Source organism: Pedobacter sp. 10L46_2 (assembly GCF_056395165.1).
This window is the reverse complement of the sequence record NZ_JBFTIZ010000013.1, coordinates 1-26,875: the sequence shown is the minus strand read 5'-3', so window position 1 is coordinate 26,875 and position 26,875 is coordinate 1. Positions and strand designations below refer to the sequence as shown.

Below are 26,875 nucleotides of genomic sequence, written 5' to 3'. Positions count from 1 at the left end.
CTTTATTGCCTGCTCAGGAAGGATTAAAATACCTTGAAGGTCTTGTACCAGGCCATTATCGGTAAGGTTATCTATCGCTTTCTGATCGTGTCCTTTTACATTAGTCACAATGTCATAAGGGAAGTTCTTATTCGTCCTTACTTCAATATTATAGCCAATAGATTGATCGTAAATGTTGTCGTAGTTGAACCTGCCGGCAGTAATTGTCATGATATAAGTATCATTAGCTACCGGATGATAGTAAAAGGAATCGTTGTTGATGATACTGAATACCACAAAATCTGACACAAAAAAGTGCTTCTTTCTCATCACATAACAGCCAAACAGACGGTCGCCGATATAACTATTTACATTTAAGCCGGCAATTACCTCCGCAGTCATACCATTCGCTTCAAACTCCTTATTTTTTGGGGCCAGTATGGTGTAAGGTCCCTCTGTTGCCAGTTCATCCCAGAATCCGAACTTCTTTAATCCGCTTACCAGGATGCTATATTCAGGTCTGGCAGACAACCAACCTTGTACGGTGGTATTTGCAGTAGATTTCATTACCCTGTCCAGTACATGTAAGGTACCATTTGCCAGCGTTACATCTTTTCTGCTGGCAAGTGAGCCATTAAAATATAAAGTATTGCTGTTATCTCTGCTAACAATGGAAGCATACAATTCAGTCCCCGCCAGTGTACGGTAACGCACATCTATCCCATTAAAAGGAATATCCTTTAACATTATCCGTTCATTTAAAATATGGCGTTGTACCAGAAATTTTAATGTATCAGGGTTCATTTTATCAAAATCGCTGGGGCGGTTTATCCCTATGATATTAAAGGCAGCATTACTGGGGGCTAAGATTGTAAATTGCCCGGCACCGTTTAACTCTGGTCCTATTCCTGTTTTCTCTATTGCCGAAGCAAATAAGCTGAGGTCATAGTTATTCTTTACAAAGTCAAAGCCAGGTCGAAAATTGTCATTCGCCTTATCAATATGAAGATCGTCGTGCTTACAGGCGTTTAAACCCAGCAACCACAACACCGACAGGAAGTAAAGGCATTTCTTTAATGATTCGTATTTCATTATTCTAATTATTGGATTAAACCATTAGTAAACTGGAGGCGCATATTTACGCTGTATGGTACTGAGGTAAACATTTCCATTTACAATCTCAATGGTATTTACAGTGGCAAACGACCGCGGGTTATATTTACCGGAGTGGATGTTTACAATCATATTGGGCATTACGATCTCGTTCCATTGCCTGTAATCCGGGTACGGTGTTAAACAGTTTATAGAAGCCCAGTTCCCATCCGTTTGATTTACGGTGGGGCCATAAGGAATATTTCTAATGTCCATGCCGGGTGCCAGAAAATCAAACCGCTGCCACATGTCAGTAAAAATACCTCCAGCGCTTGCATCGGCAAACAATGGAAAACTGTAATACGGGCTAACTTCAAGTACGTCAGCGTTTCTGGTTAAATTGCCCAGATATTTTCCGTTATAACCGGATATTTTTGGTGAAGAAACAGTCCTGTTTTTATACAGGGTTACAAAAATATTCATCTGGTCTTTTACACCATTTCCCATGGCTCCCTTTCCGTATTCGTTGCCTCCTTTAGCGTCGTTATCTGCCTGCCAGTATCCCTTGGCACTCATGTTATAGAAGTTAACATAGATTGAGGAATCGGATAATGGCAGTTTGTGAAAATTCTCTTTTCTAAGGTAAATGCCATTCCTTTTCGTCAGGAAATCTTTCTGCAACACATGCAGGGTATATACCTCCTTGCTATCCAACACCATCGTAGTATCGATCAGGAAACTTTTTTTCAGTTTAGGATCCAGGTTAAAAAACGGAACGGTGTTTTTTGGACGGAACATAAACACAATGCGGTGTTTACCTGATGGAATCTGCGCCCAGCTGCTTAAATCGAAACCATTTAAAACAGGTCCGACCAACACATTTTCCCTGCCCGGATACTCCGGGTTGTTTACACTTGTCCCACTCCCAATATGAGATGGGTAAGGTGGCGCATAAGGATCACGCTTATCCAGAAAATCCCCTTTAATCTGAGCGCTGACTGGCATACCGTTCTGATCCATTTCCGGATCAATCAGCATCGTTAAAAAGGGGAGCTGTTCGTCCTTATTATCTATTCCAATCTTATAATTCAGGTTGTTAAAAACCCTTAGATAAGCTGGATCATCGATTTTTTTATATTCTACTTTAGAACAACCTATCGCAAAGCACGACAGAGCGATAGCAGCGTAAAATATGACATTCTTCATTCTTGATAGTAACATAATGTTGTCTCTTTTATTTGGTGTGTTTCAGAATAATCATCCTTGCTTTTTGACCAGAAGGGACTGATGTACCGGTACTGCCGACCAACGCAATGGTATAAATACCAGGCTCATGGTTTGGTAAACCACCCCTCACATATAAGCTCGGTCGGGCAATCAGGTCCTGTCCTGTTAATACAGGTATGTCACTTGCCCAGCTTCCGGGAATTACCCCTGGCGCAGAACGGAAAGCCATAATTTTATATGGAATATTATCCTGATCAATTTGTATGTATGGGGCTTCGGTCGGGAAAATACCAGGTCTCAGGTTATTTATTGCCGCCGGATTCTTATTGTAATTATGAAGAAAAGACTGACCGTTATCTTTTGTAAAAGTGACATAGGGTAAGTCCGGGCAAAGGTTAAGAAAACGGATACTAAAAGGATAGTCTAGCTTATTGCGCACATACGTGGCGTCATCTGTGGCCGTATTACCCGGAATTACCCTGCTTAAGTCATTAGCCACCGCACTAATGGTTGCCTTACCACTGGCGTCAGGATGAATCCATAAAGTAAAATTAGTATTAGGATCTAACCTCAGCTGATTACTGGCCAATACATTTCCAGCTGCATCTTTAGCTTCGATGGTATAATTTCCCGTTATATAATTCTGATAATCTGTATGCTCGGTATAGGCTAGTGCATTACCCAATACATTTCCATTCATGGTTATTTTAACCCCGTCTATGCCTACCAGGGTATTTACTGCCTGCACTCTTGCATAGGTTACATTCAGTGGTTCACTGATATCATTCATGATCATGATGGCATTCTGATATCCTGAAACCTGTTCACCAGGATTACCGATTAAATAAGGGATCGTAAAATTATATGGCGCAATAACAATGGTATAAATCCCTCCTGGCACAAAGCTTTTAAATGCACTGAAAGTTAGGTGTGTATCCTCAGGAGGCCAGCCACGGACAGAGGTAAGGGTTGATGTTGCCGGAAAAATCGGCATCTTAGTAGTACCTGGCACCTGAATCCCTGCTGAGGTTAACACCTTTAGCTGCGCGGTAGTATAAGGCAGTTCGATATAATCAGAATATTGCCCCGGCAAGATGTTACTGGTCGTACCACTTACTGGTGTGCCATCAGCCCATGTAAGGCTCATTGGCCCTACCAGGTTCTCCATATCACTTATCTCAATATTCGAAGAAAGATTGAGCAGCCTTACTTTAAACTTGGCAGGATCTGAAGGGGGAGAAACCGCACGCGGAATTTTTAGATATTTAGGTTCTCCGTCTACAATACGTTCTGTGGCGAGCAGGTAATAATCCATAGCCTGTGCTGCATCTTCCTGAAGATCGATTGTAAGCTTATCACCCGGAGTATTATACCCCCCAATTTCGGTAAAAAAGCGGGCCTTTCCGTTTTTTAAAAGCGATTGAGGAATGTTCCATGTTGAACCCAGTTTACCCCCGTTTTCAGGAAAATATTTAGTGCCCGGTATTACTGTAGAGATTGGATCTGTAGGCAAAACATACCTGTTATTGGTCAGTGTATCACCATCCATTATCACCTGACCATAATTCCCCAGGTTTATAATACGCAGTGATGAGTTTTTACGAGCGTCTGTGATTAGCCTGTTATCGTACTCAAAATCCTGCTTTTCCTTTTTACAGGAACCTAGCCCCAGCAACATCAAAAATCCAAGGAATAATGGCAATTGCTGAGTGTATTTCGTTAATTTCTTCATCTTTAATACAAATTATAAGTGAACCCCATCATAAATTCTCCCCCACGTTTATAACTGCGGTTCAGGTATTTATTTCCATACCATTTACCACCGGTACCTGGGTTGGCATATACGGTTTCAATTGCAGGATTTAATATGTTTTTAGCATATCCCTTAAAAATAACGCGCTTAGTTACACGTTGACTAAACACAAAATCCAGCATAGGCACCGGACGGGTATACAGATCGGGCTCGCCGGTTAAATTAATCTGTATCAAACGCTCACCAACCATGTTAAATGTGCCGGTAAGGCTGGTACCTGATTTCTTATTGTCGTAATTTATCCAACCGTTAATAGAGAAGGGGGCTTGCTCAAACAAAGGGCTGTTATCTGGCGTATGCCTGTCCAAAGACCTGTTGGCTTCCAATCTTTCCGGTGATTTTTTGATATCACTTTGTGCCAGTAAAAGGTTAGTTCCTGCAAAGAAGTTGCGGAGCGGGTCCCACATCCTTCCCAGGTCTTTTACAATCTCGAATTCTACTCCCCATACTTTACCCACGTTTGGATCATTTTCAAATCTGATGGTTGGATATTCAGGATATGTTGCTGCTAAACCACTGGTTTTTAAGCTAAAGACCTTATACAACTGATTTTCAATCCTTTTGCCAAACAAAGACACCGCGATAACTTCTCCACTATTAGGGAACCACTCCCACCTAAAATCCAGGTTTTGAGTGTATTGATTGATCAGATTAGGATTACCCACAACCAATCCCATTTGGAAAGCATCAAATTCAAATACATTGGTAATCTCTCTTAATTCGGGTCTGGCAAGTGTAGTATTAAAACCAGCCCTGAAGTTCATATTTTCCCTAAAATTATAAGTGGTGTTCAAAGAATAGTAAGGCTTATAACCAGGCTTATAAACCGAGTTAGGACTCATTAAAGTAAGCGGAATATTGGTACCCGGAGCTGTTAAAGCAGGATCAAGGAACACACCTGAAGTATCAACGGCCGACTGGATATTGGTAGATTCAAAACGAATACCACCGGTGAATCTTAAATCTTTGGTCACTTTTAAATCCAACATGGCATAAGCTGCCTTGGTCTCAAAAAAACCGGTATAGTTGTTCGGCGATTTCTGACTGTTGTATAAGAATCCTCCTACCGGGCTTGCGCCTTCGCCCATGCCTGCAGTTGGTGCATGAATGCCAATAATCTCATTGCTCACCAAACGATCCAGGTTTCCGGAAACTGTATACAATGGCAAAGACTTGTTAGAAGAAAAATTAGAGCCTGGTAAGAACAACACATTTTCTGTAAATACCCGGTCGCGGTTCAGGTAATTTACTCCGGTTTTTAGCTCTTGCTTTTGTCCGAATAATTTAAACGGCACAGATAAATCTGCCTTATAGTTATAATTGGTCTCATCCAGATTTCTGTACCGCCGACCATTGGGCTCGGCCTGTATAATTCCATAAGCACCAAAGCCATTCACATAACCAGAAGAAAGTGCGTATAAATGTGTGCTAAAAACCTGATCGGGGTTGGTAACAACATTACCAGATGTAGGTTTCTCATAATATCCTCCATTGCGTGGTGTATAGTCTGCCAGGGTTACAAATCGATAATCAGGATCATTCTGACCTGCTTTAGAAGAGGAAATATTATAACTTAATTTAGGCGAGTAATCTGATTCCAAAAACTTGTGTTCTCCCTGAAGGTTAAAAGTATTTAGTGTACGATAGCTCTGTTTTAAAGAATAAATGGTGCTTTTTACTTCTCCGGGCAAACCAGTATATTCGTAACCACCATTCATATTGGTGGCTTGTGTTTCGCCTCCCCAGCTACCCAGATACTGCATGCTAATTTCATTTCGGGTATCGAAGCGATAAGTTAAACCACCCAAAACACCATAATTAAGTGTTTCGTTACCTGTATTTTCCTTATAGGTCTGGTACCGACCCATGTAAAGATTGTTCGGAGTAATGTAATTTGGAATATTTCTTGGGCTGCTTACCTGCGGGTTTCCGGTTACCACACCCTGATAAATACTGTATTGCTGAATATCACCACCCGAAATATCTGTGGTACGGCGATAGTAGTTACCACCAGCTATAACACCCAGTTTATGTTTTTTAAACAAGGTATAACTATTACCAAAAGTTGCAGAGTATAACTGATTTAAAGGAGCCTGTTTATACTTGGTAGTAAGCACAGGATCAAAGCCCTGCATTATCCCGTTAATACGACCAACTTCCTGCTTTGCCGCGGGACTGTACCCGCTGTTCGAAATCATATTCTGGATCTGGTTTAACCCGCCTTTATACTGTGTGGCCAGGTTTAAGAAATCAGCAGACAAATTCTTGTTATTGATCTTATCCCCCAAAAAGCCCATATCGCTATTGAAAAAACTATTATACTGTCCCCCTATCCCGATATTTGAGTTAAAACCAGATTGAATAATTACATTCACCACCATGCTATCGGGCACAGACTTGGTTTTCAATTCTACAATACCTGCTGCTGCATCTGCAGGTTTATCAGGTGTAACTGTTTTATAAATGGTAACATTATCTAAAAGAGAGGCGGGTACCAGATCGAAAGGAATTGAACTTCTGTCAGGATCTGACGAAGCTAAGCGTACGCCATTCAACTGGCCAACTACACTCCTGTCTCCCAAACCACGGATAGCTACATATTTATCATCAGTTACTGTAACCCCAGGCACTCTCTGCAGCGCCTGTGTTGTAGTAATACTTGCTGTACGCTCTATCTGAACTGCAGATATGGCATCTTGTACAATAGCCGCTTTTTTACGCTCGTCGAGCACCGCCACCTCTGTATTTGTCTTCCTACGGGCCTGAACAGTTACCTCGCCCAATTGGGTAGAGGATGATTTCAGTAAAATTCTCAACTCTTTAGTATTCGCATCAACCTTAATTTCTCTACTCTGATAACCGATGTAAGAAATCACAAGTATCGCTCCGCCCTCAGGTACGGTAATACGGAACTTACCATTCATATCAGTAGATGCGCCACCACCCATTGTTTTAATGCGAATACCTACGCCAATTAGTGTTTCACCAGTTTTCTCATCTACAATCGTTCCTGAGATAATTATGGGGACTGGTTTTTTAGTAATTACAACATAACCCTCAATTACTTTATACTCCAGATTAGTATTGTTTAAAACTTTAGCCAGCGCATCGGCCACAGTAATCTCAGTAGCATCTATGCTTATTTTTTTTGTGATTTTATTTAGCAGGCTTACCTGGGCATTGATCTGTATGTTCGATTGCTTTTCTATTGTACTTAAACAATTTTCGACACTTGCATTTTCCAGCTTAAGCTTAATTTTCTGATTCAAATTCTGACTGCGAACAGAGCTGGCAAATAGCACTCCAATAAATGTGAGGTTGACAGCGATCAGAAGGAACGAGCATTTCATAAAGAAATAAATTTTATCTGTTACCAGATTGTTATTAGCCATCTTGCTAAACTTCTTTCTGATGATAATAGCACCTTTTAATAACATGCTAATAAATCGAAAAGAAGAACGCAGATGTAATCCTTTTTGCATATTTTTGATCATTACGGGTTTTCGCCAGTGGCGGATATCTGTTAATATTTATCTCTGGGCTGATGCGTCTTCGAAAACAACCAGCTCGTTGATGATTTTTGCGTCCTCCTTAGCGGGAGGGCGTTTCTTTTTTTAAGTCCAGGTGTTACATATCTTGTCCTTTCCGATTAATTAATAGTAATGTGATTGCCTTGAATATGATATTTAAATTGTCCCGAGACACTTAAAATCTTCATTAAGGTATTGATAGGTACATTTGCCGTCAGGTTGACTTTTAACAACTTTGAAGCGTTTTTTTTATTTTTAAAACTGATTTCCACGTCATACCACCGCTCCAGAATATTTGCGATTTCTGATAGAGGGACTTTATTAAACACCAAACGTCCATCTTTCCATCCGCTGATATCCTTAACCAATACAGAGCCTAATGTTTTTATATGATCAGTTTCATTCCATGTTACCGTTTGCCCGGGCATCAATATGGCAATTGATTCTGTTTTGTTAGTGGCATGCCTATCCACGCTAACCTTACCTGTACTTACAGAAACAGTAACCGGCTTATTAATAAATGCATCTACTTTAAAAGAAGTACCTAATACCTTGGTTGTGATTATTCCGGTATGGATAATGAATGGTTTCTTTGGATTTTTAGTAACCTCGAAAAAGGCTTCTCCTTCCAGATTTATTTCTCTGGTACTTCCATTAAATTTTTCTGCATAACGCAATTTACTCTCAGGCCCAAGATAAACCTGTGAGCTGTCAGGCAGCGTTATAATCGTTCTGCGTCCGCTAGGGTTATGTTTTTCTACATAAGCAACCACTAATGACTCATTGCTTCTTTTGGATGTAATAACCCAAAGTCCGGCCCCAATAAATAATGTTGCCCAGATTGCTGCGTATTGCCAGTTCGTAATTCTTTTAATAAATGGAATAGGCGTATTTTTTGCAACGGTTATTTCTGAGTTTAGAGATTCTTCATTGATCCGCTGATGTATTTTTCTTTTCCAGTCAGCCATCTGCTGTGAGTGGTGGTCTGTATCATTGGCATTAGTTTCATTTACCCATTGTTCATTCCATACTTCATCAAACAGTTGCTGAGCATTCTCCTGCTTAAGAAAGTCTCTCACTAATTTTAATTCCTCCTTATTACAGAGGCCGGCAAGGTATTTTTTAATGAGGGCCTTATCTATTTTTAAATTCATTGTATCTATCCTTCACCTACAAGACACCGATAAACGTTAGGCAGGGTGAGCGGAAATGAAAAAAAATTAAAAAAAGATAATAACAGTTAGTAGGATCGTGATATCGATGTGTTCTTTAAGACTCTCCCGCAGATATTTGAGCGAAACCAGCATCTGGGTTTTGATTGTATTTACAGAAAGGTTCATGCTTTCTGCAATTTGCGGATAAGTCATTTGTTCTTCACGACTTAGTTTAAAGATTTTCCTTCGCTGCGGGCTTAGCTGGCTTAGTTTCAGCTGGTATACCTGTTCCAATTCCTTGTACTGAAGACGATGGTCTGCTGAATGGCTAACAGTAGCCGCCTGCTCTGGCAAAAAACTAATGTCTGCAGTGAGCAGCTCCTTTTTACGGAGATGATTGAACATCACATTTTTCATTGCTGTAAACAAGTAGGCACTGAATTCTCCGGTAACCTCCAAATCCATCCTTTTTTTCCAGATGTTGAACATCAGGTCCATAACCAACTCTTCGGCCACGGCGGAATTTTTAACGTAGTTCAAGGAGAACTGGTAGAGTTTACCAAAATACCGTTCAAACAACTGATCATATGCCCTCAGGTTGTTCAGGCGACATTCTTCAAGTAGCAAGTGGTCGGATAGTTTGTGGTAATCTTTTATCATTCGCTGAACAAATAATTCATTCAGCAAAACTAAATGTTTAAAAAGCCTCCTGCATTACCATAATGTTAATTGTAATATTGTTCTTCGGATCTTGTTAAGAGATGCATCTCAAAAGACATTCAACCTTTATTTAAAAGCGTTGTTTTGGCTTGTAAGTTGATAAAAGGCCTAAAATATCATCCCTGGTGACCAAAGCAGGATTATTGAACTGCCTGTCTAAAAGATAAGCACTGAAATACCTGCATTTATTTTTCTATATGACTGATATTCACCTATTCCCGGATCAAATTCTTGGGCTCTCATCAGCAGTTCATAAATTACATATACAGAGAATTTCATGCAATAAAATTACATGATTTAAATAACATTAAATTATCATTTATTTAACAATGGACAACATATTTTGCTCATTGATTTGACCTTTCGGCAAGTCAAGTACATAGTAAAGTACATCTTCAGTAGTTCCATCAAGCCAATTACATGCTTCTCGATGGCTGTATCGAAAGCCAAAATGTTGGTTAGCGGCTTTGGAAGCAATATTGCTCTCCCGGTGGCTTACACTTAGCCACTTGCCGTACCTATAGTGGGTAAATAGTCGCCTTTTTTACTTCAGTAGATTATGCATTGACTTATGAAGTTATCGTGTTGGCAGACTGCTTTGATAACGTTCAATTAAACGCAGTAATACCTCGGTCGGAACAACCAGTGTAGTTGTCCTGCTGGAACGCGCTATATTAATGCCACAGAAACGATTCTTAAGGTCAAAAACAGGACCGCCACATTCCTCGGGCTTGACCCTGCCATCATGACTAAACACCTGCGTAAACCCATCGCGTCTGATGCTTTTACCTCCATTAAACAGTTCTGCTGGATGCGTTGATAAAGGCGATTTGAATACATCCAAAGTCAGGTTTTTGAAATAGAGTTGATCTAATCGTTTTATCTTAAAGGTAAGTGAATCAAACGGCCAGAACTTCATCAACTCGGCTCCATAGTCTTCGGGCTTATTGATCGCCATATCATTGATACTTAGAACCCGATCACCTACGGCTATCCCACTTATTCCGGCCGGAGAACCTGGCTGGACTGCAGTAATCACAATGTTGCTATCTTTGAATGTAGCCATAGCCCCTAAATATCCAATGCTAAACCTTTTTGGGGCATTAAAATACATACTCCCGATTACACTGACCTGATCAGGGCGATCTGGTAGCGGTGAAATCAGAAATTTACCCAGTCTTTGAAAGGATAAGCTATCCCGGTTAAACTGTTTTAATTGTATACCGCCCTGAATTGAACCTATCGGTTGCAGCAGCACAAGGTCGTTTTCAGGATCACGCAAAATGACTTTAAGCGCAAAGGATTTATTCGCAGTAAATACAACCGGATCTTCGCCAATTAAGGAACTCTTACTGATCACAAGACTATTGATGACATTGTTACCAACGGCTGATCTTGCAGTCAGGGAGATTAGAGTTCCATTAATTTTTTGTGTTTTGCCATGTACCGTACTGCTAATACCTAAACAACTCTCCTTTAGCTCTGTAGTCAGGGTAGAAAAACTACCCTGTTGATCTTGGAGGGCAGGAATATTCAGAATTGCCGATTGAAGCGGATCATTGCCAACAGCATCCTCATTTGAAGGGAGTGCACCGTAAGTTTTGGAGACATTTAAGGCTGTCCAGTATTTCCGGTAAAGATCGATAGGGATCTCATAATTTTCATCTTCATCGGTTCCAATTGCACTGTGTAACGCAACAACCCGTCCAAAATGATCAAACAGCGGACCCCCTGAATCCCCCGGCTCCATGACGCAAGTTGATTGAATAAACCCAAACTGATTTTTCAGATCCGTGATCCGGCCAAACCTAAGGGTTGGCAGTGTTTGATTTAGTGTTTCCGGGTAAGCGATACTTAAACAAGGTTCATCTATCTTTAGGGAAGATGACCAGCCCATTTCGGCATAAGGCCAGGCACCAGCTTCGATGATTTTCATCAGTGCTACATCGGGAAACATCTTATTCTCAGTAAATTCAATTTCACCGAGCCCGCGTGCGACATGCGATTTCCCATTAGGGAACATGATTAAATAAGTATTATCAGGTTGATTCACATGTGCCGCTGTTAGAATATGGCCTTGGGCAGTAACCACTACACCCGTAAACTGAGCACTAGTCTGCACCTTTTTCAATGTATCATAACCCCATATCCTTACACTAGCACCGTATGCTTTTTTTACGGCTATAGATAATGTTTCTTCTAGTTTTTTGGGACGAAATTTCTGACCGAAGCATTGGGCAGACAGCAGTAGTAGGAATACACCTGTAGTAAATGTTTTTTTTATAATGATCATTACCATTTTTGAAAGATACATGTTGATTTCGTCACGTATTGTGCATTTCTGCCCCGGGCAAAACCATAAAGGTATTGCCCGGGGCAGAAGGCAATTGCTGCAGTTGCTTAATTCAGCAATTCAGCTAGTTTCTTGTTCAGCGCCTCCCCCACCAGGTGACTGCCGATAATCTTTCCCTCAGGGCTGATCAGGAAATTTGCCGGAACACCCGAAATGCCGTACACTTTGCGGGCATCATTGTCCCAACCTTTAAGATCAGATACCTGTGTCCAGGTCAGGCCATCTTTCTTGATGGCATCCAACCATTTCACTTTGTCCCCATCTACAGAAACGCCTAGTATTTCAAAGCCTTTGCCTTTGAAAGCAGCATATTGCTTAAGCAGGTTTGGGCTTTCTGCCCGACATGGAGAACACCAGCTCGCCCAAAATTCTACCAGTACCAATTTCCCTTTGTAATCTGATAAGGAAACGAGCTTGCCATTTACATCTTTCTGTGTAAAATTTGGCGCAACGGCACCTAAAGCAGTCACCGTATGTGCATTTAATAGTTTATAAAGACCTTGTCCCCCATAAGACAGACGAAGTTCCTCACCAAGCTTATTAAAGATCGGCATGGCGATCGCTGATTCCAGATTGTAGCCACTTACCAATTCAGATAATGCCTGCAACGCGAAATAAGAGTTGGGGTTAGCTTTGGCAAACTCCAACATCTTTTCTCCACGTGATTTTCTGAAAGCCTGTACCTGTTTGTCCAATACTTTAAAATACATTGTGTCTTGCTGCTGTTCAGGCGTTGCCCTATTGATGGTAACATTCGCATTATGGTGCACAGTCATTACAGTAGGCCCCACCCGGTCATCAAAAGCTTTCATTTCATCATAAACCTTTGAACCTGTCCATTTTGCATTGTAGAGTGAATCTGCAGACGTAATGCTGATATCTTCCTTTCCGAAGTTGACATAGATCACATCCCCCAGTCCCTTGGTACCGTAAATTTCTTTGTCTCTGATGCCTTCACGCGAAAGCGTCATCCGCGAAGAAGCAATGCCTGCAATATTCCCTGAAAATTTAAATTTGCCATCAACCAATTCCACAGAATCAGTGCGACCATTGCCCTCAGAAGTATAATCAAGATAAATCTTCGCTGGTTTGTTTAAATTTCCTATTTTTCCTGTGATGGTAAAATTAGGCGTTTGTGCGGCCACTGCAACAGGTGCAAGGGCGGCAAGAATTAAAAATTTTAGTTTCATATGTTTTATAAGTTTTATTTATCGTACTGCCACATCTATCGGAGCACCTGGGATTCCTTCAATCTTTTTGATGAATGTTCCCAGTTTTCCGGTTGAAATATCCAGGTAGTAAATGCTACCTGCTACACCCACCATAATGGTTTCTTCATTTTCAGAAAGTCTGATCATCGTTACTTCCCCTCCACCAAAATCGGTTAACAACTCCCTTACATCTTCATTGATTGGGTTATATCTATATACTTTAGATCCTGAGCTAAGGTAGATGATTCCGTTTTTGGCACCTTGCCATTTGGTTTTCTCTGTGATGAGTTCCTGGCGAATAAAAAGGCGTTTTCTTAATGGGCTAAAGGTAAAAGGACCAGTAAATTTCACATTGAAAGAGAGCTCGTAGATTTTTCCCTCTCCACTTTTGCAATAAGCAAAGCAGTCGCTGCTGTTGAGCTGTTCCATATGAATCAGGTCCATCCCTACATTTTTCGGATCAAATATTGCAGTCGATTCAGAATCGTACTGCGTACCAAAATAGGTGGGCCCATTATATACGTTGAGCCTGACAAACTGTTTTAGATTGCGTTCGAATCCGATAAAATAGGTCCCCTGGTTTTGGTTAAAATTCATAATAAATGAAGGTGCGAGTTGATACTCGCCTTCGGCCGCGCTAAACATGCCATAAGTAGGTGATTGGTCCCAGGTATTGGTTGTTCCGTAGGTAAGTGCATTGCTGATCACACCGGCCAATATACCTTGAGGATGCTGTTTGAGCTGGCCAACCTCCAGTTTATCGGGCGCAGCAAAAAAATTATCAGCAATGGTGTTAGGGTATTTTGGATCTTCCTGCATAGTATTGGCATTTAATCGTATTCCACCACCTTTAGTGATGATCCAATAGCCAAGGAGTGTACCACCTGTAGTAGTATTTTTCATCAGGAAAAGATTCATAGGGTCTTTTGGTAGGTCTTTTCCTTGCATGGCCTGATACAGGCGCGCCTGCACTTCTCCGTCAGTCTTAATAAACGAGAACTGAGTGGTGCCGTTTTCCAAGCTCAATACAGCGGTACCTGAGCCGAATTCTGTACCCCCATCTACGAAGAAATCGTGGAAATATTTCATTCCGTTTGTCTTATTGTAAACAGTAAGGCGAGCTTCATACCTTTGGGCCTCCAGGCCAAATATGATTCTAAGTGCCGGCCCGATAAATTTTACATCGTTACCCGTCATCACGCTTATGCGCCATTGCAGTTCTATGTCATCTCCCTTTGTATTTTTTATAGTGGGCTTGATGATTAAACTATCTCCAACTACAGCAGTATAAACTGAATCAAGATTTGACACTTCTGGTGCAGCGGGCATATTGATTTCATAATCGCCCAAATCTTTATGACAGGCAGACAGGGCGATTATAGTCAATATTATTAATCCTATTTTTTTTCTAAGGCTCATCTTTATGTTTTTAAATAACTTCTTTTCCATTTTCATCTATGAAGTAATATTTTCCAGTCTGTGTATTTTTCCTCAGCAGCGTTTTTTTACTAGGATTTCCGGTATTGAAAAAATAATAACTATCCGAATTTCCAGGGGTTACTTCTTCCAACACATACCCCTTAGCCACATTCTTGGTAACCCAATTAAAAGGATTGTTCATCATGATGGTGAGCAAGCCAGTATAGTAAAGGTTTTTAGGTGCATCCAGGCCACCTTGAGAACCGGTGGTCATAGAAGTTTGACCGGTCGTGATGTAAAACAATTCGTGCTTGGTCCTTGAATAATTGGTCAGCCACGTATCCCACCAGTCTGGTTTTTCCAATTTGGCAGAAAATACTACTTTAGCCCGCAGCATTGTGGGATTTTTTACACCAAAATCATCAGAAGCAATCAGCTTGATAATGATAGAAACCGATTTTTCTTCCAGAATCTTATCCTTGTTGTACATGATGACCGGAATATAGGCCGTACCCGCGTCCGCCGGCATGGTGTAAGTGCTTTTCAATGGCTGATAGTGTTGTTCGGGAATAGCTGTAGATGAATCCGATTCTACCCGTACATTGTACGTTCGGGCAACAGATGTTCTTATCCCTGACAGCCGGACAGGTAACAACAAGGTGTCCTGAGCTTTGGTAGGCGTATAGGCAAAGGTCCTGACAAGGCTATCTTTGTCACCATTGTATATATCGAAATAGACATTGGCTTCATTACTAAACACCATTTCTTCTGCTTTTTTGCAGGAGGCAATGGACAATAGTAGCAGGATGATGATGATATATGATTTTATAGTTCTCATAATTATGTTCTTATAAATTATCTGCCTCCGTAAACAATTTCATCATTCGGAAGTGGCAATACGAATATTTTATCTGAAGGCGGGATTGCACTTCCTGTTGGTGCAGCAATAGCTTTATTAAGTCGCTTGTACATGTAGAACATCTGGCCTTCAGCAAGCCATTCTTTGCGGGCTTCTTTTAATAATTCATTAATAAGACCGTCTTCCGAAGGAACTGTTAGCTGATTTTGAAATCCTCTGGCAGCACGTACTTCATTAAAGTATTTCAGCGATTGTACAGGATCTGTTGCATAGCTACATTCAGCAGCGATGTAATACATCTCACTTAGCCTTATTGCGGGTGCCATCAGGTAATGCAAGTTGGCATTTGCCTCTGTACTGAGCGAGTTTCTATTGTACTTTACAATGTCATACCACCTGCTGCTTACATCTGCCATTAGCGTAAGCCACTGTTTGAAGCGAAGGTCTTCTCCCCCAACGGTACCCGCTTCATAAATTAACCTTGCATCGTCTTCCAAAAGGAAGAAACCACGGGTACCACTTTTAAACCAGTTTTCTTTGATGTCTTTTGCAGAGCCGGGGATATACCAACCAAATAACAGTTCCTTGTAAAGGATACGGTCTTTTTTTGCTTCATCAAAAGCAATAAAATCGCTTTGTGCGGTCCAAGGGAATTTATCCGAGTCGATCACTTCCTTGGCATTTTTCAGTGCATTTACTTTATCATTTTTATAAAGATAAACCCGGGCCAGTGTCCCGCACACCGCGTAGTAGTTCAGGTGATGTCTTCTGTTCTGGAGGAACAATATTGGGGAGCTCTCTTCTGTATTTTTGGTTGTATCTGTGACCAGTGGGTAGTTGACTTTATATCCCGCGCTGCGAATGGGATCATTAGTCATTAAGGTTTTAGCTTGTTCCAGATCTTGAATCAACAGACCCATTACTTCGGTAACCGACGACATTGGCGTAACCTCCTTGGAGTATTTTTTTGCGAATGGTATTCCGGGAGCTGTTGGGTTTTTGAGGTAAGATGGGGCAAACAAACGCAACAGGTCGAAATGTAAATAAGCCCTTAGGGCTAAGGTTTCACCTTTAATCAATTCATAGTTTGATCCGGTAAATACATTTTTACGCTCATCGATATTACTCAATATCAAATTGCAATTGACAATGGCACTATACAGGCCGCTCCATATTTTGTCCTTACGTTCAATGAATTTTCCATTGGTGTAGTTGTACAAGGAAGTTTGTCTGTAGTCCTGTCCGTCCGTACCAATAGAAAAATTTTGGGCAAGCGCTTCAGTAGTTCCAAATGTCAGCTCTTTCCCATATAGGTCATGACTGGTGCTCTTGATGTATATTCCATTTAAAGCTTCCATGAAACCATTTTCGGTACTGAAAAGAACCGGAGCCGATATTTCTGATTCTGGCTGAACTTCCAGCCATTTTTTACAGGAACTCAATGAGCCCGCAAGTAAAATGAAACCGATTAACAACTTAATGTTCATATTTTTATATTTTATCTGTTAAATAGTAAGACCTAAAAAGTAGCGTTGACCGAAAAAGTGATGCTTCTTGCAAAAGGATAATCAATCCCTCTTTCCTGTTTAATCGAGGACCATCTTGTTACCTCATTGGCAGTTACGGCAAACCGTAAGTTAGACATCGACAGTTTTTTGGCATATTTCTGATCTATATCGTAGGATAAATAAAGCGACTGCAGATTAAGCAGATTATCCTTTTGAACAAATCTGGAATTTACTTCTGTAGTGCCTAAATCTGCGATGTTTTTGTAAAAGGTCAAGTCACCGGATTGTTTCCATTTTCCTTCAAATACCCGCTTATCTACATTGTACCTTGCATCTGCGTTCTCTACCCGATCGACCAAGGTCTGGTTGTACGTATCCCCTCCAAAGTAAGTCTCGAAATTAGCAGTAAGATTAAAGCCTTTATAGGTGAATGTTCCACCGAAATACCCATTGACCTTTGGATCGGCATTGCCTACCACTACGATATCTCTTTTGTCGTAATCGTAAGTAAGTGTCCCATCTCTTTTTACATAAAGCTCACGACCGTTTTCAGGATCTATACCTAAGGAACGTACTGCATAGATGGCATTGATGGACTGACCTTCATTATACCTCAACAAGGGTACTCCTTTGAAACCTCCATCCTTTTGATCTACTGATTGCAGTTCATCGGCTTTGTCATTGTATTTTTTCAGGGCGTTGGAAATCCTGACAATACGATTTCTATTGGCTACCATGTTTGCTGTCAGGTTTACCGACCAGTCTTTTCTGCGAATGGCATCCCATCTTATCCCCAGTTCAGCTCCTTTATTTTCCATATCCCCAAGGTTCTCTTTGTAAGAAAGGAAGCCCGTTGATGGGGGAAGCGTGATGTCTGCAAGGATATCTTTGGTAAATTTCCTGTAAACTTTAGGAGAAATGGTTAAACGGTCTTTAAACAGACCTAAATCTATACTGATATCGGTCATTAAAGTTTTTTGCCAGGAAAGATTTTCGTTGCCATAATTGTTCACTGTGGCACCGATACCGGTTGAATACCAGTTATCAGACGAGTAGTTGTAAGTCGTTCTGGAGAGATAGGGATCAAACAATACAGAGCCGGTAAGTCCCGTTGATACCCTCAGTCTAAGCTGACTGATGACACTGTTGTCTTTGAGGAAATTCTCGTTGTGAAGATTCCAGCCCAGTCCGAATGACCAGAAAGGCGCAAGTTTATTGTCCACACCAAATTTGGAAGAGCCGTCAATCCTTACGGTAGCATCCATCAGGTATTTGTTGTCATAGGAATAGTTCATGCTCATGAATGAGCCGAATAACCTGGACCGCTCAAGCCTGCTGTAAGGCCTTCCATTTTCTGCATATCCTTTCGCAAATCCGATGTTTGAAAACCGGTCATTGGCAAAACCCAAGGCAGTATACTCCTTGGCATCCGAGAGCTCGGTACGTATGTTTACACCGGCCATCACGTTAAAATAGCTTTTGGCTATTTGCTTTAGCCAGGTTAAGCGGATATTTCCGTCCCAATAGGTTTCTTTCCTGTTTTTGTTGGTATATTCTCCCTTTTCATCAATTTTTGCCGTTTCATAGAGGTAATATCTATTAGCAAGGGGAGAAATGAAGATGTCATCTGTATTTGAACGGCTTGTTAAACTCATCTGCCCCCTTAGTTTAAGGTCTTTCATTAGCTCCAGTTCAGCAGAAAGGTTATCGATGATCTCCATATAAGAGGATTTGTTAAAACTGCTCAGTTGTGCATCGTATAACGGGTTGAAAATATAGGATTTTTCACCTGCTGAATTTTCCCAGATATCTATCACCCGGTTAATGTTTCCATTTGCATCGGTCATCGGGTAGTAAGGGTTTGTTTTTACATAGTCCGCGAAATTGCCATAGGGAGATTCATTTCCCGTCACCTGAGTAATAGAAAGGTCATTTCTGAATTGAAATTTGTTGACATTATAAGTAAAGTTCATGCCCCCAGAATACTGGTCCCTTGCAGAACCTTTCATCACTCCAGGCCTGGTTTGGTACCTCAGGTCAACACCATAACGGAATGCCTGAGAACCACCTTCCAGATACACAGAGTGCTTCTGTCCGGCCGTGGTACGAACCGGCTGCGACAACCAGTAAGTGTTTACCCCTCCGATTACGTTTGCGAACTTATGATAATACAGTTCCTCTAAATGATCCTGAGGGATATTCTCGTGACTAGAGTCGTACAGGCCGGCAAGCACTTCATATCTTAGTTTATCTTCAGCATTTAGCACCTGATAATCACTCAGGTCTGCTCCGGTAACATTCAATTCGTAATTATAGCTCACCCGTAACTTACCCTCTTTTGGTGCTTTGGTTACAATAACCAACACGCCGTTAGCGGCCCTGGCTCCGTAGATGGCAGTAGCGGCCGCATCTTTTAGCAGGGTAACCGATGCCACACGGTTTACGTCCAAATCAAATACTTTTTGCACATCAACTTCATAGCCATCCAGGATAAATGCCGGCATGTTCACGCCACCCGAAATCGCATCCCTTCTCAATACTTCGCCATCACCACTTGGCAATGCCGAAGATCCACGTACATTAATGGAAGGTATTCTGTTTGGATTTGAACCTGCAAGATTGTTTTGCACAAGCCTGAATGACGGGTCAAAAGCACCTATACTCTGTAAAAGATTTTGAGGATTTATGGTTTTTAGCTGATCTCCGGAGATCGCTATAGCAGTGCCCGTAAAGCTATCTTTTTTTATGGCTTGATAACCGGTGATCACTACATCATTCATTTGAGTAACCTCATCTTCGAGTTCAATGTTCAGGAACTTCTTCTCTCCAACCTTTACCTCCTTTACCTGATAACCTACGTAAGTGAATAAAAGTACGTCTTCTGGTTGCGCAGCGATCCTGAATTCTCCGGCAGCATTGGTCTGGGTACGAATATTGGAATTCGACTTGAGCGACACATTCACCCCAGGCATGGGTTGCCTGGTTTTGCTGTCTGTCACCTGACCAGAAATCTCGACAAAGTTATTTTTTATGCTTTCTAAGGTTTTATTGCCGATCTGGTTCCTGATGACAATGGTATTGTTTATAATATTGAAGGTCAGACCCTGCTGTTCCAGCACGGCACTCAGGGCCTCACTAAGCGGTACATTTTTAAGTGCAACATGAATTTTCACACGGTTCACATTAACCTCTTCGCTGTAAAAAAAGAGATAGCCTGTTTGCTGTTTAATGTCCTGAAAAACAGTCTCAAGTGTGGTGTTACGTCTGGAAACACTTATTTTTTGCGAATAGCTTGCGGCGGACAAATGCATGGCGCCGATCAGTAATAAAATAGCAGTTAATTTCATCACTATAAGGAATTTGTACTTTACCCTCCGCATTTCGCACGCGGGGTTGTAAAGAAAAGTTAATTTCATACTTTTGGAATAGAATTAAGTGAATAAATAACAGCCCGGCCTCAACATCTGGCTGTTGACCTTTTTTTGAGCCGGAAGTGGTGAGACACTTTCGGCTTTTTAGTCCTGTGGTTCCTAGTGGTGGTGGTGTAGTTTTCTTATCATCTGATAAATGGTTTGTAGTTAAAAATTCGGTTAGTTTTGTATGGTGGTTTAGGGTTGTTCATTATTGGAAGGGTCATACGATACATATACCGTTTTGCCCTTTAAGTTCAGTTTTATCTGATTGAGCTCAAGGATTTTAAATACCTCAGAAAGTTTGCTGTTCCTGGATATGCCGCCGAAGAATTTCTTATCAGGAATAGCTCCGTTATATACTATCTTAATGTTATACCATCTGGAAATTTCGCTCATTACAGATTTCAGGTTATCCCCATCAAAAATGAACACGTCGTTGATCCATGCCATCTCCTTATCCAGATTAACCTGAGCGGTAGCAATGGAACCGGTACTTTCCCTGCTAACGCTGGCCTGCTGCCCGGGAAAAATAATTATATGGTGCTTTCCGGCTACAACTTTAACAGAGCCCTCAACAAGCGTAGTTTTGATTGCACTTTCATCTGCATAGGCCTCCACATTGAAATGCGTCCCCAAAACCTCTACTGTTTGTAAACCTGAAATCACCTTAAAAGGATGTTGAATATTTTTGGCAACTTCAAAATAAGCCTCGCCATGGAGGTCAACTACCCGCTCCCTCCCTTTAAATGAGGTCGGAAAGCTTACCGAAGAAGCTGCATTAAGTTTGATCCTGGAACCATCAGAGAGTACAACAGTATATTGACCGCCGTTTGGAGTGGTTATGGTATTCATTGCAGTTTCCTCAGTTAAATCTGGGCTGGCTGAAACCTGATAGATCACTTCTCCATTATCTTTTTTAGTGATGTTGATCCCCGACTGCTGTGCGACCTCTCCTGTTTTAACCTCGTTCAATACAATTTTATTCCCATTAGCTAGTGTAAGCACCGCTTTATTACTTCCAGGAACAACGGTACGATCCATTTGTGCTAGCAGATCATTTTTTTGCCGGTAAGAGACCAGATAAATTGCAACCGAAACAAGCAGCAGCGCAGCTGCGGCAGCGCCGTATTTCATCCAGCCATAACTTAGTTTTCGGACTCTCGGACGTTCAATTCGCCTGTCAATATTTGCTTTAATATCATCTCTTAATTCCGAAAACTGAGACTCGTTGTCACCATTAATCAGCCCGTCATTGACCTCAAACATATTGTAGTAAGACTCCAGGAATTTTATTTCCTCAGAACTAGCAGTTTGTTGTCTATATTTTTTAAGAATTTCTCTAAAATAGTTTTTGTAGGCGCTTTTCATGATCCGTTTTATACTTATATGAGTCGAAAAACTCAAATTAGCCCACGCGGTAAAAAAATTTTTATTTTTTCACATTACATCAATGAAGAAGCCGCTTTTTTACCGTGCCTGATAGTATAACATAACTGCATAAAAGAGCATTAACGATGTTCTGAGCTTATTCAAAGCCTTGCCTAATTGATTTCGCACTGTTTTTGGAGAAATCTGCAGCCTCTCAGCAATTTCCTTGCTACTTAAATCATCTTCAAAACGCATTCTGAAGATGATACGCTGTTGCGAAGGGAGGCTTTCAATCAGCTGATCAAAAGCTTCAAGAAATTCGTCATGTAATATTTTCGCATCAGCATCACCGAGCACGCCTTCAAGTTCAGCTGCAGTATCGGGAAGCGCCGCATACTTACCCTCTTTCTCGAGATGTTTAAATACCCCATTTCTGGCCGCAACATTTAAATAAGCAGGAAGGTTTTCAATAGGACTTGCTGTACCCCTGATCCAAAGCTGAACAAATACATCCTGAGCAATATCCTGAGACCGTTCCATATCATTTAGCCTTTTAAAGGCAGTATTAAAAACGAGTTTCCAGTATCTGTTGTATAAAATGTCAAACGCATACTTATTACCCTCACTCAGTTGGAGCAAGAGCTCATGGTCTCCGATACTATTTAGACTTTCAGGGCACATCTTCACCTATATCAACCAAATCTATAAATATTTATAATATTCCCTGCGCTCATTTAACATAAATAGCACTATACCTCTGCTTTTTAATACCTCTGATTAAAAATCCTCCTTCAATATTGACATTGGAGTGATTTTTTAGTAAAAAATAAAGCAAAGTTCACTACACATCAAGCACAAGACTAATAAAACCACCACCTAAACTATAGTTTGTTAACTTTTTTACACCAGAGCACCCGTTTAGCAAAGATATCGCACATTCCTCATGAATTACAAATGCCTAAGGCACGCATGGACAGTTAGCAAGAATGTTCATAGAATAAAGCAGGTAAAATGTTAATGCAAGTTTATTTATAGGCTATTGCCGCGCTTGATGGCCCTGCTAATGGAAGAAGTGAGGTGGTTCTAAATCCGACAATATTAGCCCATCTGTTAAAGTCTGCAAATGTATAATCAAATCCCGTTCCTGTTTCAATCAGCATATTTAAACTCATCATCATACCAAAAACATTTTGCTTTCTTTCGTCATCTATGATGCCTTCAATAGCTACAAATGCCCCATTAGCTGGGAGAGCATCATAAGCTTTTTTCATTAAAGAAATTTTATTTTCTTCGTCCCAGTCGTGCAGGATGTTCCCCATTACCACAACCTCGGCATTGGGTATTGGCATGGTAAAGAAGTCGCCGCTTGCGGCTTTTACACGATCTGATAATCCGAATTGCTGGATGGTAGCGTTTGCAATAGGCTCAACCGGAGGCAGGTCAAAACTTGTACAATGCATATGAGGGTTATATTTTGCAACCATAAGCGAAAGCAACCCGGCTGAACCGCCTATATCAACTAATGTATTATATTTTTGAAATTCAAATTTTTGAGCAAAGGTCATAAAATTCCCCATTTGAATGCCGCTCATTGCATTGGTAAATTCTTTTAATTTTTCAGGGTCCTCATATATTAAACCGAAAAAATCCTCACTTCTTTTGGCTTCGTTTTGAGGAAGTCCCGTAAGCAGCCCCTCGCCTAAATTACCCCAAAATCCATATAAACGATTGTTCATCATTTCAAGGATACCTCCAATATAGGACGGCTTATTTATATCTAAAAATGTATCTGCATCAATGGCATTCGAATAAATGGCTGTTTCCAAAATACCTTCACGCGTTAAAAAACCAAATACAGTTAACGTATCTAAAAAATCATAAACATTTCTGTCTGTACATTTAAGTCCTAAAGTTTCTTTGACATCTTTGGCTTTCATAGTTTTCTTTTCCGAAAGCTTGCTGAATAATTGAAAACTCACAGCGGTCAAAAGAATTTTTGAAGCCCAAAAGCCTGTTCCAATTTTCATAATGTTTTCAGGCGATGGCTGATTAGTTTGCGGTTTCATTTTTTTCTATTAATTGTCAGTTTTAATAATTGGTCGTGCCCCCGGAAAATTCTACTGAAGCCTGGTTATCTAAAATACAAAGATTAATTGGATATAAAGCCATTATCTAACTGAACAACAATAATTTACTGCAATTTCTAAACAATCTATCTGGCCTTCGATTGTACTGTTATCATCACTATCGAAATCTAATGTGCTTTTTGACCTTACCTGCATTATTCCCTTTGTACAAAAGGTATATGGACAATGGCAGTAGCAACATAACCAGAAGGCACACCAAAGCAGGCAAAAATATAATTTTTACAGCAGCGATAGCTTCATCCAGATCTACAATAGCCCTCAACATAAGGGTGGCAGAAAGGCAGATCAGAAACAAAAGCAATGAGATTAGATAGTACCTTGTTCTAAGCATAGATTTTAAGATTTTATTGTGATTTCTGTCTGTTGGTATCTATACGAGTTGAGAATACAAAACGCTACAGACAATAATGCTATTAAAACAAGTGATAAATGCATGCTTTGATAGTAGTTGTTAGTACTGCTTCAGGAAACTATATAATGAGAAATATTTTCAACTTCGTTTAAAAACGCAACCAGTTTTGTATTTTAAATAATTGTTATCTTTAGTAAACCAATATAAATTAATATGGTAAATATAAAATCTAAAGAAATGCTATTTGCTGGACTAATGGGAGTAGGCGGTTTTGATCTTACTACTAAACTCCTTTACCCGATAAAATATCTTGCACCAACCTTTATAATATCATTAGCAGTTTGGCTTTATTGCTTTTATGTGAATAGGTCAGTAAGAAAATACGGGAAACAAAATAGTCGTGACAGTATTTTATGAAAATCGTAATACTAGACGGATATACACTGAATCCAGGGGACCTGAGCTGGGACGAGTTAAAACAATTTGGTGAAGTAACCCTGTACGATCGCACCCCAGTAGACAAAGTTGTTGAACGCACAAAAGGGGCAGATGTTATATTTACCAATAAAACACCGGTAAACGCTGAGGCATTAAACAGTCTTCCGGACTTAAGATACATTGGAGTCCTGGCCACTGGTTATAATATTGTGGATACCGCAGTGGCCAGGGAAAAGGGGATAACAGTAAGTAATGTACCAGGTTATGGTACGCCGTCTGTCGTGCAACTAACCTTTGGCCTTTTACTGGAACTTTGCCTACATGTACAGCGCCATAGTGATGCGGTAACCTCCGGCCGCTGGGCTTCCGCTCCCGACTTTTGCTTCTGGGATTATCCGCTGGTTGAACTGACAGGAAAAACAATGGGGATTATCGGATTTGGTGATATAGGCCGGCAGGTTGCTGATGTGGCCGCCGCATTTGGAATGAAAGTTATTGGAACAAGCCGGAACCGGACAGATCAGTCTCACCGCAGTAATTTTAAATGGGCAGAAATACCCGAACTGCTGGAGCAGTCAGATGTTGTCAGTATCCATTGCCCTCTAACACCTGAAACCAAAGGGCTCATCAATAAAGAAAACTTACAGCGAATGAAAAGCAGCGCTTTTCTTTTGAATACCTCAAGGGGCCCTATCATTATCGAAGAAGATCTTGCCGAAGCATTGAACAACAGTAAAATTGCCGGAGCGGGCCTCGATGTGCTTTCTGTTGAGCCRCCTGCGAAGGACAACCCGCTTTTCGGTGCAAAAAACTGCATCATTACACCTCACATCGCCTGGGCAACAAAAGAAGCGAGAGCCAGGTTAATGGAGGTAACTATTGCCAATTTGAATGCATATAAAAATGGGAATCCTGTAAACGTGGTAAACTTGTAACTGAAGACATGATGCACATCCTGATTTCCCCCAATGCCTTTAAACACAGTCTGAATGCCGAAGAAGCTGCGTTTGCTATTCAGGAAGGTTTAAGGCGAAGTAAGGCCGGTGTGACCACTGAGTGTTTCCCGGTAGCAGATGGCGGGGATGGTACAGCAACCTTAATTATAAAAAAATGCAAAGGCACATTATTGGATGTGGCAGTACACGATGCGCTGGGCAGACCAATAAATGCTGTATTTGGCCTGATCGATAATGGTGCAACAGCCGTTATAGAAATGGCAGACGCATCAGGAATAAGGTTACTTAAACCCGAAGAGCTTAACCCTTTGCGTGCCAATTCTTCCGGTACAGGGGAAATGATCAGAAAAGCACTTGACCAGGGGGTTGAAAAAATTATAATCGGCATGGGTGGCTCAGCTACTGTGGATGGTGGCACCGGCATTTTGCGTGCCCTTGGTGTCCGTTTCTTAGCAGCGAACGGCAATGAGTTAGCCATTCTTCCTAAGGATCTTAGAGATTTAGCGACTATTGACCTTTCAGCCCTTGACGAAAGAATATTGAAATGTGAAGTGATTGTTTTGTGCGATGTAGACAATATGCTACTAGGTAACCAGGGATCTGCGGCTGTATTCGGCCCGCAAAAAGGTGCCTCCCCGGATGAGGTAAAAAAATTGGACCAGGCGCTTAACAAACTTTCAGGCGTGGTTTTACACCATACAGGCAGGGATATGGCTGCGATAAAGTACGGAGGCACTGCAGGAGGCGCAGCTGCAGGCTTATATGCATTTCTGAATGCCCGACTGGTAAATGGAATAGATCATTTTCTTTCACTTACAGATTTTAATTCTTCACTGGAGCGGGCAGATCTGGTCATCACCGGGGAAGGGAGTATTGATGCGCAAACCTTACAGGGAAAAGGGCCTTTTGGCGTAGCATACCGTGCCAAACTTAAAGGGCTGCCTGTGGTTGCCTTCGCGGGGAAGGTGCCACTGAAACGGAATGTAAATTTACAGGCATATTTCGATGTATTAATGCCTATTGGAAACCAGCCAGACGATCTCACAACTGCGTTGGCATGTACAGCAGATAACCTTACACGGACAGCCGAAACATTGGGCAATATGCTGGTCTTGATGCCAGAGAAAAGAAGCTGAAATAAAAGGCATCAGGAACTGATCACTACATTTATGTTATCATGATGCATGTTTAAGTGATAATGGCCACTGCTCACCAGAATGGTGAGAAAAGTTACATATTTTGCTTCTGGTCGGAAAACAAAAAAAACCTGAAATCAGTTGATTTTCAGATTTTTAGTTGATTTTAATATTAGTCTATGCGGGGTAGCTGGGAGTCC

General features: G+C 41.0%; 17 protein-coding genes. 2 read left to right on the top strand and 15 right to left on the bottom strand.

Going from position 1 to position 26,875, the window contains the following annotated elements; genetic code table 11:
- From AC1DDX_RS03115 to AC1DDX_RS03045, 15 genes are all read right to left on the bottom strand, one after another.
- Nucleotides 1–1,071, bottom strand: a 1,071-nt coding sequence (locus tag AC1DDX_RS03115) for a fasciclin domain-containing protein (RefSeq protein ID WP_477621771.1), incomplete at its 3' end; no start/stop codon positions are given.
- Nucleotides 1,072–1,095: 24 nt separating this feature from the next.
- Entirely contained in the window at nucleotides 1,096–2,292 is a 1,197-nt protein-coding gene (locus AC1DDX_RS03110) for a hypothetical protein (RefSeq protein WP_337716673.1), read from the bottom strand.
- A 13-nt stretch (nucleotides 2,293–2,305) separates the two neighbouring features.
- The gene (locus AC1DDX_RS03105) at nucleotides 2,306–4,030 is read right to left on the bottom strand and encodes a DUF4397 domain-containing protein (RefSeq protein WP_337716671.1); all 1,725 of its coding nucleotides are present in this window, start codon (nucleotides 4,028–4,030) and stop codon (nucleotides 2,306–2,308) included.
- 2 nt (nucleotides 4,031–4,032) lie between these two features.
- Nucleotides 4,033–7,593, bottom strand: coding sequence for a TonB-dependent receptor (locus AC1DDX_RS03100; protein WP_337716668.1), 3,561 nt, complete (start codon nucleotides 7,591–7,593; stop codon nucleotides 4,033–4,035).
- A 167-nt stretch (nucleotides 7,594–7,760) separates the two neighbouring features.
- Nucleotides 7,761–8,795, bottom strand: coding sequence for a FecR family protein (locus AC1DDX_RS03095; RefSeq protein ID WP_337716666.1), 1,035 nt, complete (start codon nucleotides 8,793–8,795; stop codon nucleotides 7,761–7,763).
- Between the two features lie 66 nt (nucleotides 8,796–8,861).
- Entirely contained in the window at nucleotides 8,862–9,482 is a 621-nt protein-coding gene (locus tag AC1DDX_RS03090) for an RNA polymerase sigma-70 factor (RefSeq protein ID WP_288879092.1), read from the bottom strand.
- 610 nt (nucleotides 9,483–10,092) lie between these two features.
- Entirely contained in the window at nucleotides 10,093–11,808 is a 1,716-nt protein-coding gene (locus tag AC1DDX_RS03085; RefSeq protein ID WP_288879090.1) for a trypsin-like peptidase domain-containing protein, read from the bottom strand.
- Nucleotides 11,809–11,915: 107 nt separating this feature from the next.
- On the bottom strand, nucleotides 11,916–13,058 hold the full coding sequence (locus AC1DDX_RS03080) for a TlpA disulfide reductase family protein (protein ID WP_288879089.1): 1,143 nt from the start codon (nucleotides 13,056–13,058) through the stop codon (nucleotides 11,916–11,918).
- A gap of 18 nt (nucleotides 13,059–13,076) precedes the next feature.
- Nucleotides 13,077–14,498: a PKD-like family lipoprotein gene (locus AC1DDX_RS03075; protein WP_288879088.1), complete on the bottom strand. Its 1,422-nt coding sequence runs from the start codon at nucleotides 14,496–14,498 to the stop codon at nucleotides 13,077–13,079.
- A 10-nt stretch (nucleotides 14,499–14,508) separates the two neighbouring features.
- Nucleotides 14,509–15,336: a DUF4843 domain-containing protein gene (locus AC1DDX_RS03070; protein WP_172659983.1), complete on the bottom strand. Its 828-nt coding sequence runs from the start codon at nucleotides 15,334–15,336 to the stop codon at nucleotides 14,509–14,511.
- A 17-nt stretch (nucleotides 15,337–15,353) separates the two neighbouring features.
- Complete coding sequence (locus AC1DDX_RS03065; RefSeq protein WP_288879087.1) at nucleotides 15,354–16,844, bottom strand: RagB/SusD family nutrient uptake outer membrane protein; 1,491 nt, start codon at nucleotides 16,842–16,844, stop codon at nucleotides 15,354–15,356.
- A gap of 32 nt (nucleotides 16,845–16,876) precedes the next feature.
- Nucleotides 16,877–20,281, bottom strand: a complete 3,405-nt coding sequence (locus AC1DDX_RS03060) for a SusC/RagA family TonB-linked outer membrane protein (RefSeq protein WP_477611804.1) — start codon at nucleotides 20,279–20,281, stop codon at nucleotides 16,877–16,879.
- Nucleotides 20,282–20,473: 192 nt separating this feature from the next.
- Nucleotides 20,474–21,646 carry a FecR family protein gene (locus tag AC1DDX_RS03055; protein ID WP_288879085.1) on the bottom strand — a complete coding sequence of 391 codons (1,173 nt, stop codon included), beginning with the start codon at nucleotides 21,644–21,646 and terminating at the stop codon, nucleotides 20,474–20,476.
- A gap of 99 nt (nucleotides 21,647–21,745) precedes the next feature.
- On the bottom strand, nucleotides 21,746–22,327 hold the full coding sequence (locus tag AC1DDX_RS03050; protein ID WP_172659980.1) for an RNA polymerase sigma factor: 582 nt from the start codon (nucleotides 22,325–22,327) through the stop codon (nucleotides 21,746–21,748).
- 344 nt (nucleotides 22,328–22,671) lie between these two features.
- Entirely contained in the window at nucleotides 22,672–23,712 is a 1,041-nt protein-coding gene (locus AC1DDX_RS03045; protein WP_172659979.1) for a methyltransferase, read from the bottom strand.
- An 846-nt stretch (nucleotides 23,713–24,558) separates the two neighbouring features.
- On the opposite strand from AC1DDX_RS03045, the gene AC1DDX_RS03040 reads away from it, so the two are divergent.
- Together AC1DDX_RS03040 and AC1DDX_RS03035 are read left to right on the top strand one after the other, a co-directional pair.
- Nucleotides 24,559–25,518, top strand: a complete 960-nt coding sequence (locus AC1DDX_RS03040) for a D-2-hydroxyacid dehydrogenase (protein WP_172659978.1) — start codon at nucleotides 24,559–24,561, stop codon at nucleotides 25,516–25,518.
- Nucleotides 25,519–25,526: 8 nt separating this feature from the next.
- Complete coding sequence (locus AC1DDX_RS03035) at nucleotides 25,527–26,675, top strand: glycerate kinase (protein ID WP_337716664.1); 1,149 nt, start codon at nucleotides 25,527–25,529, stop codon at nucleotides 26,673–26,675.
- The last annotated feature ends 200 nt before the right edge of the window (nucleotides 26,676–26,875 follow it).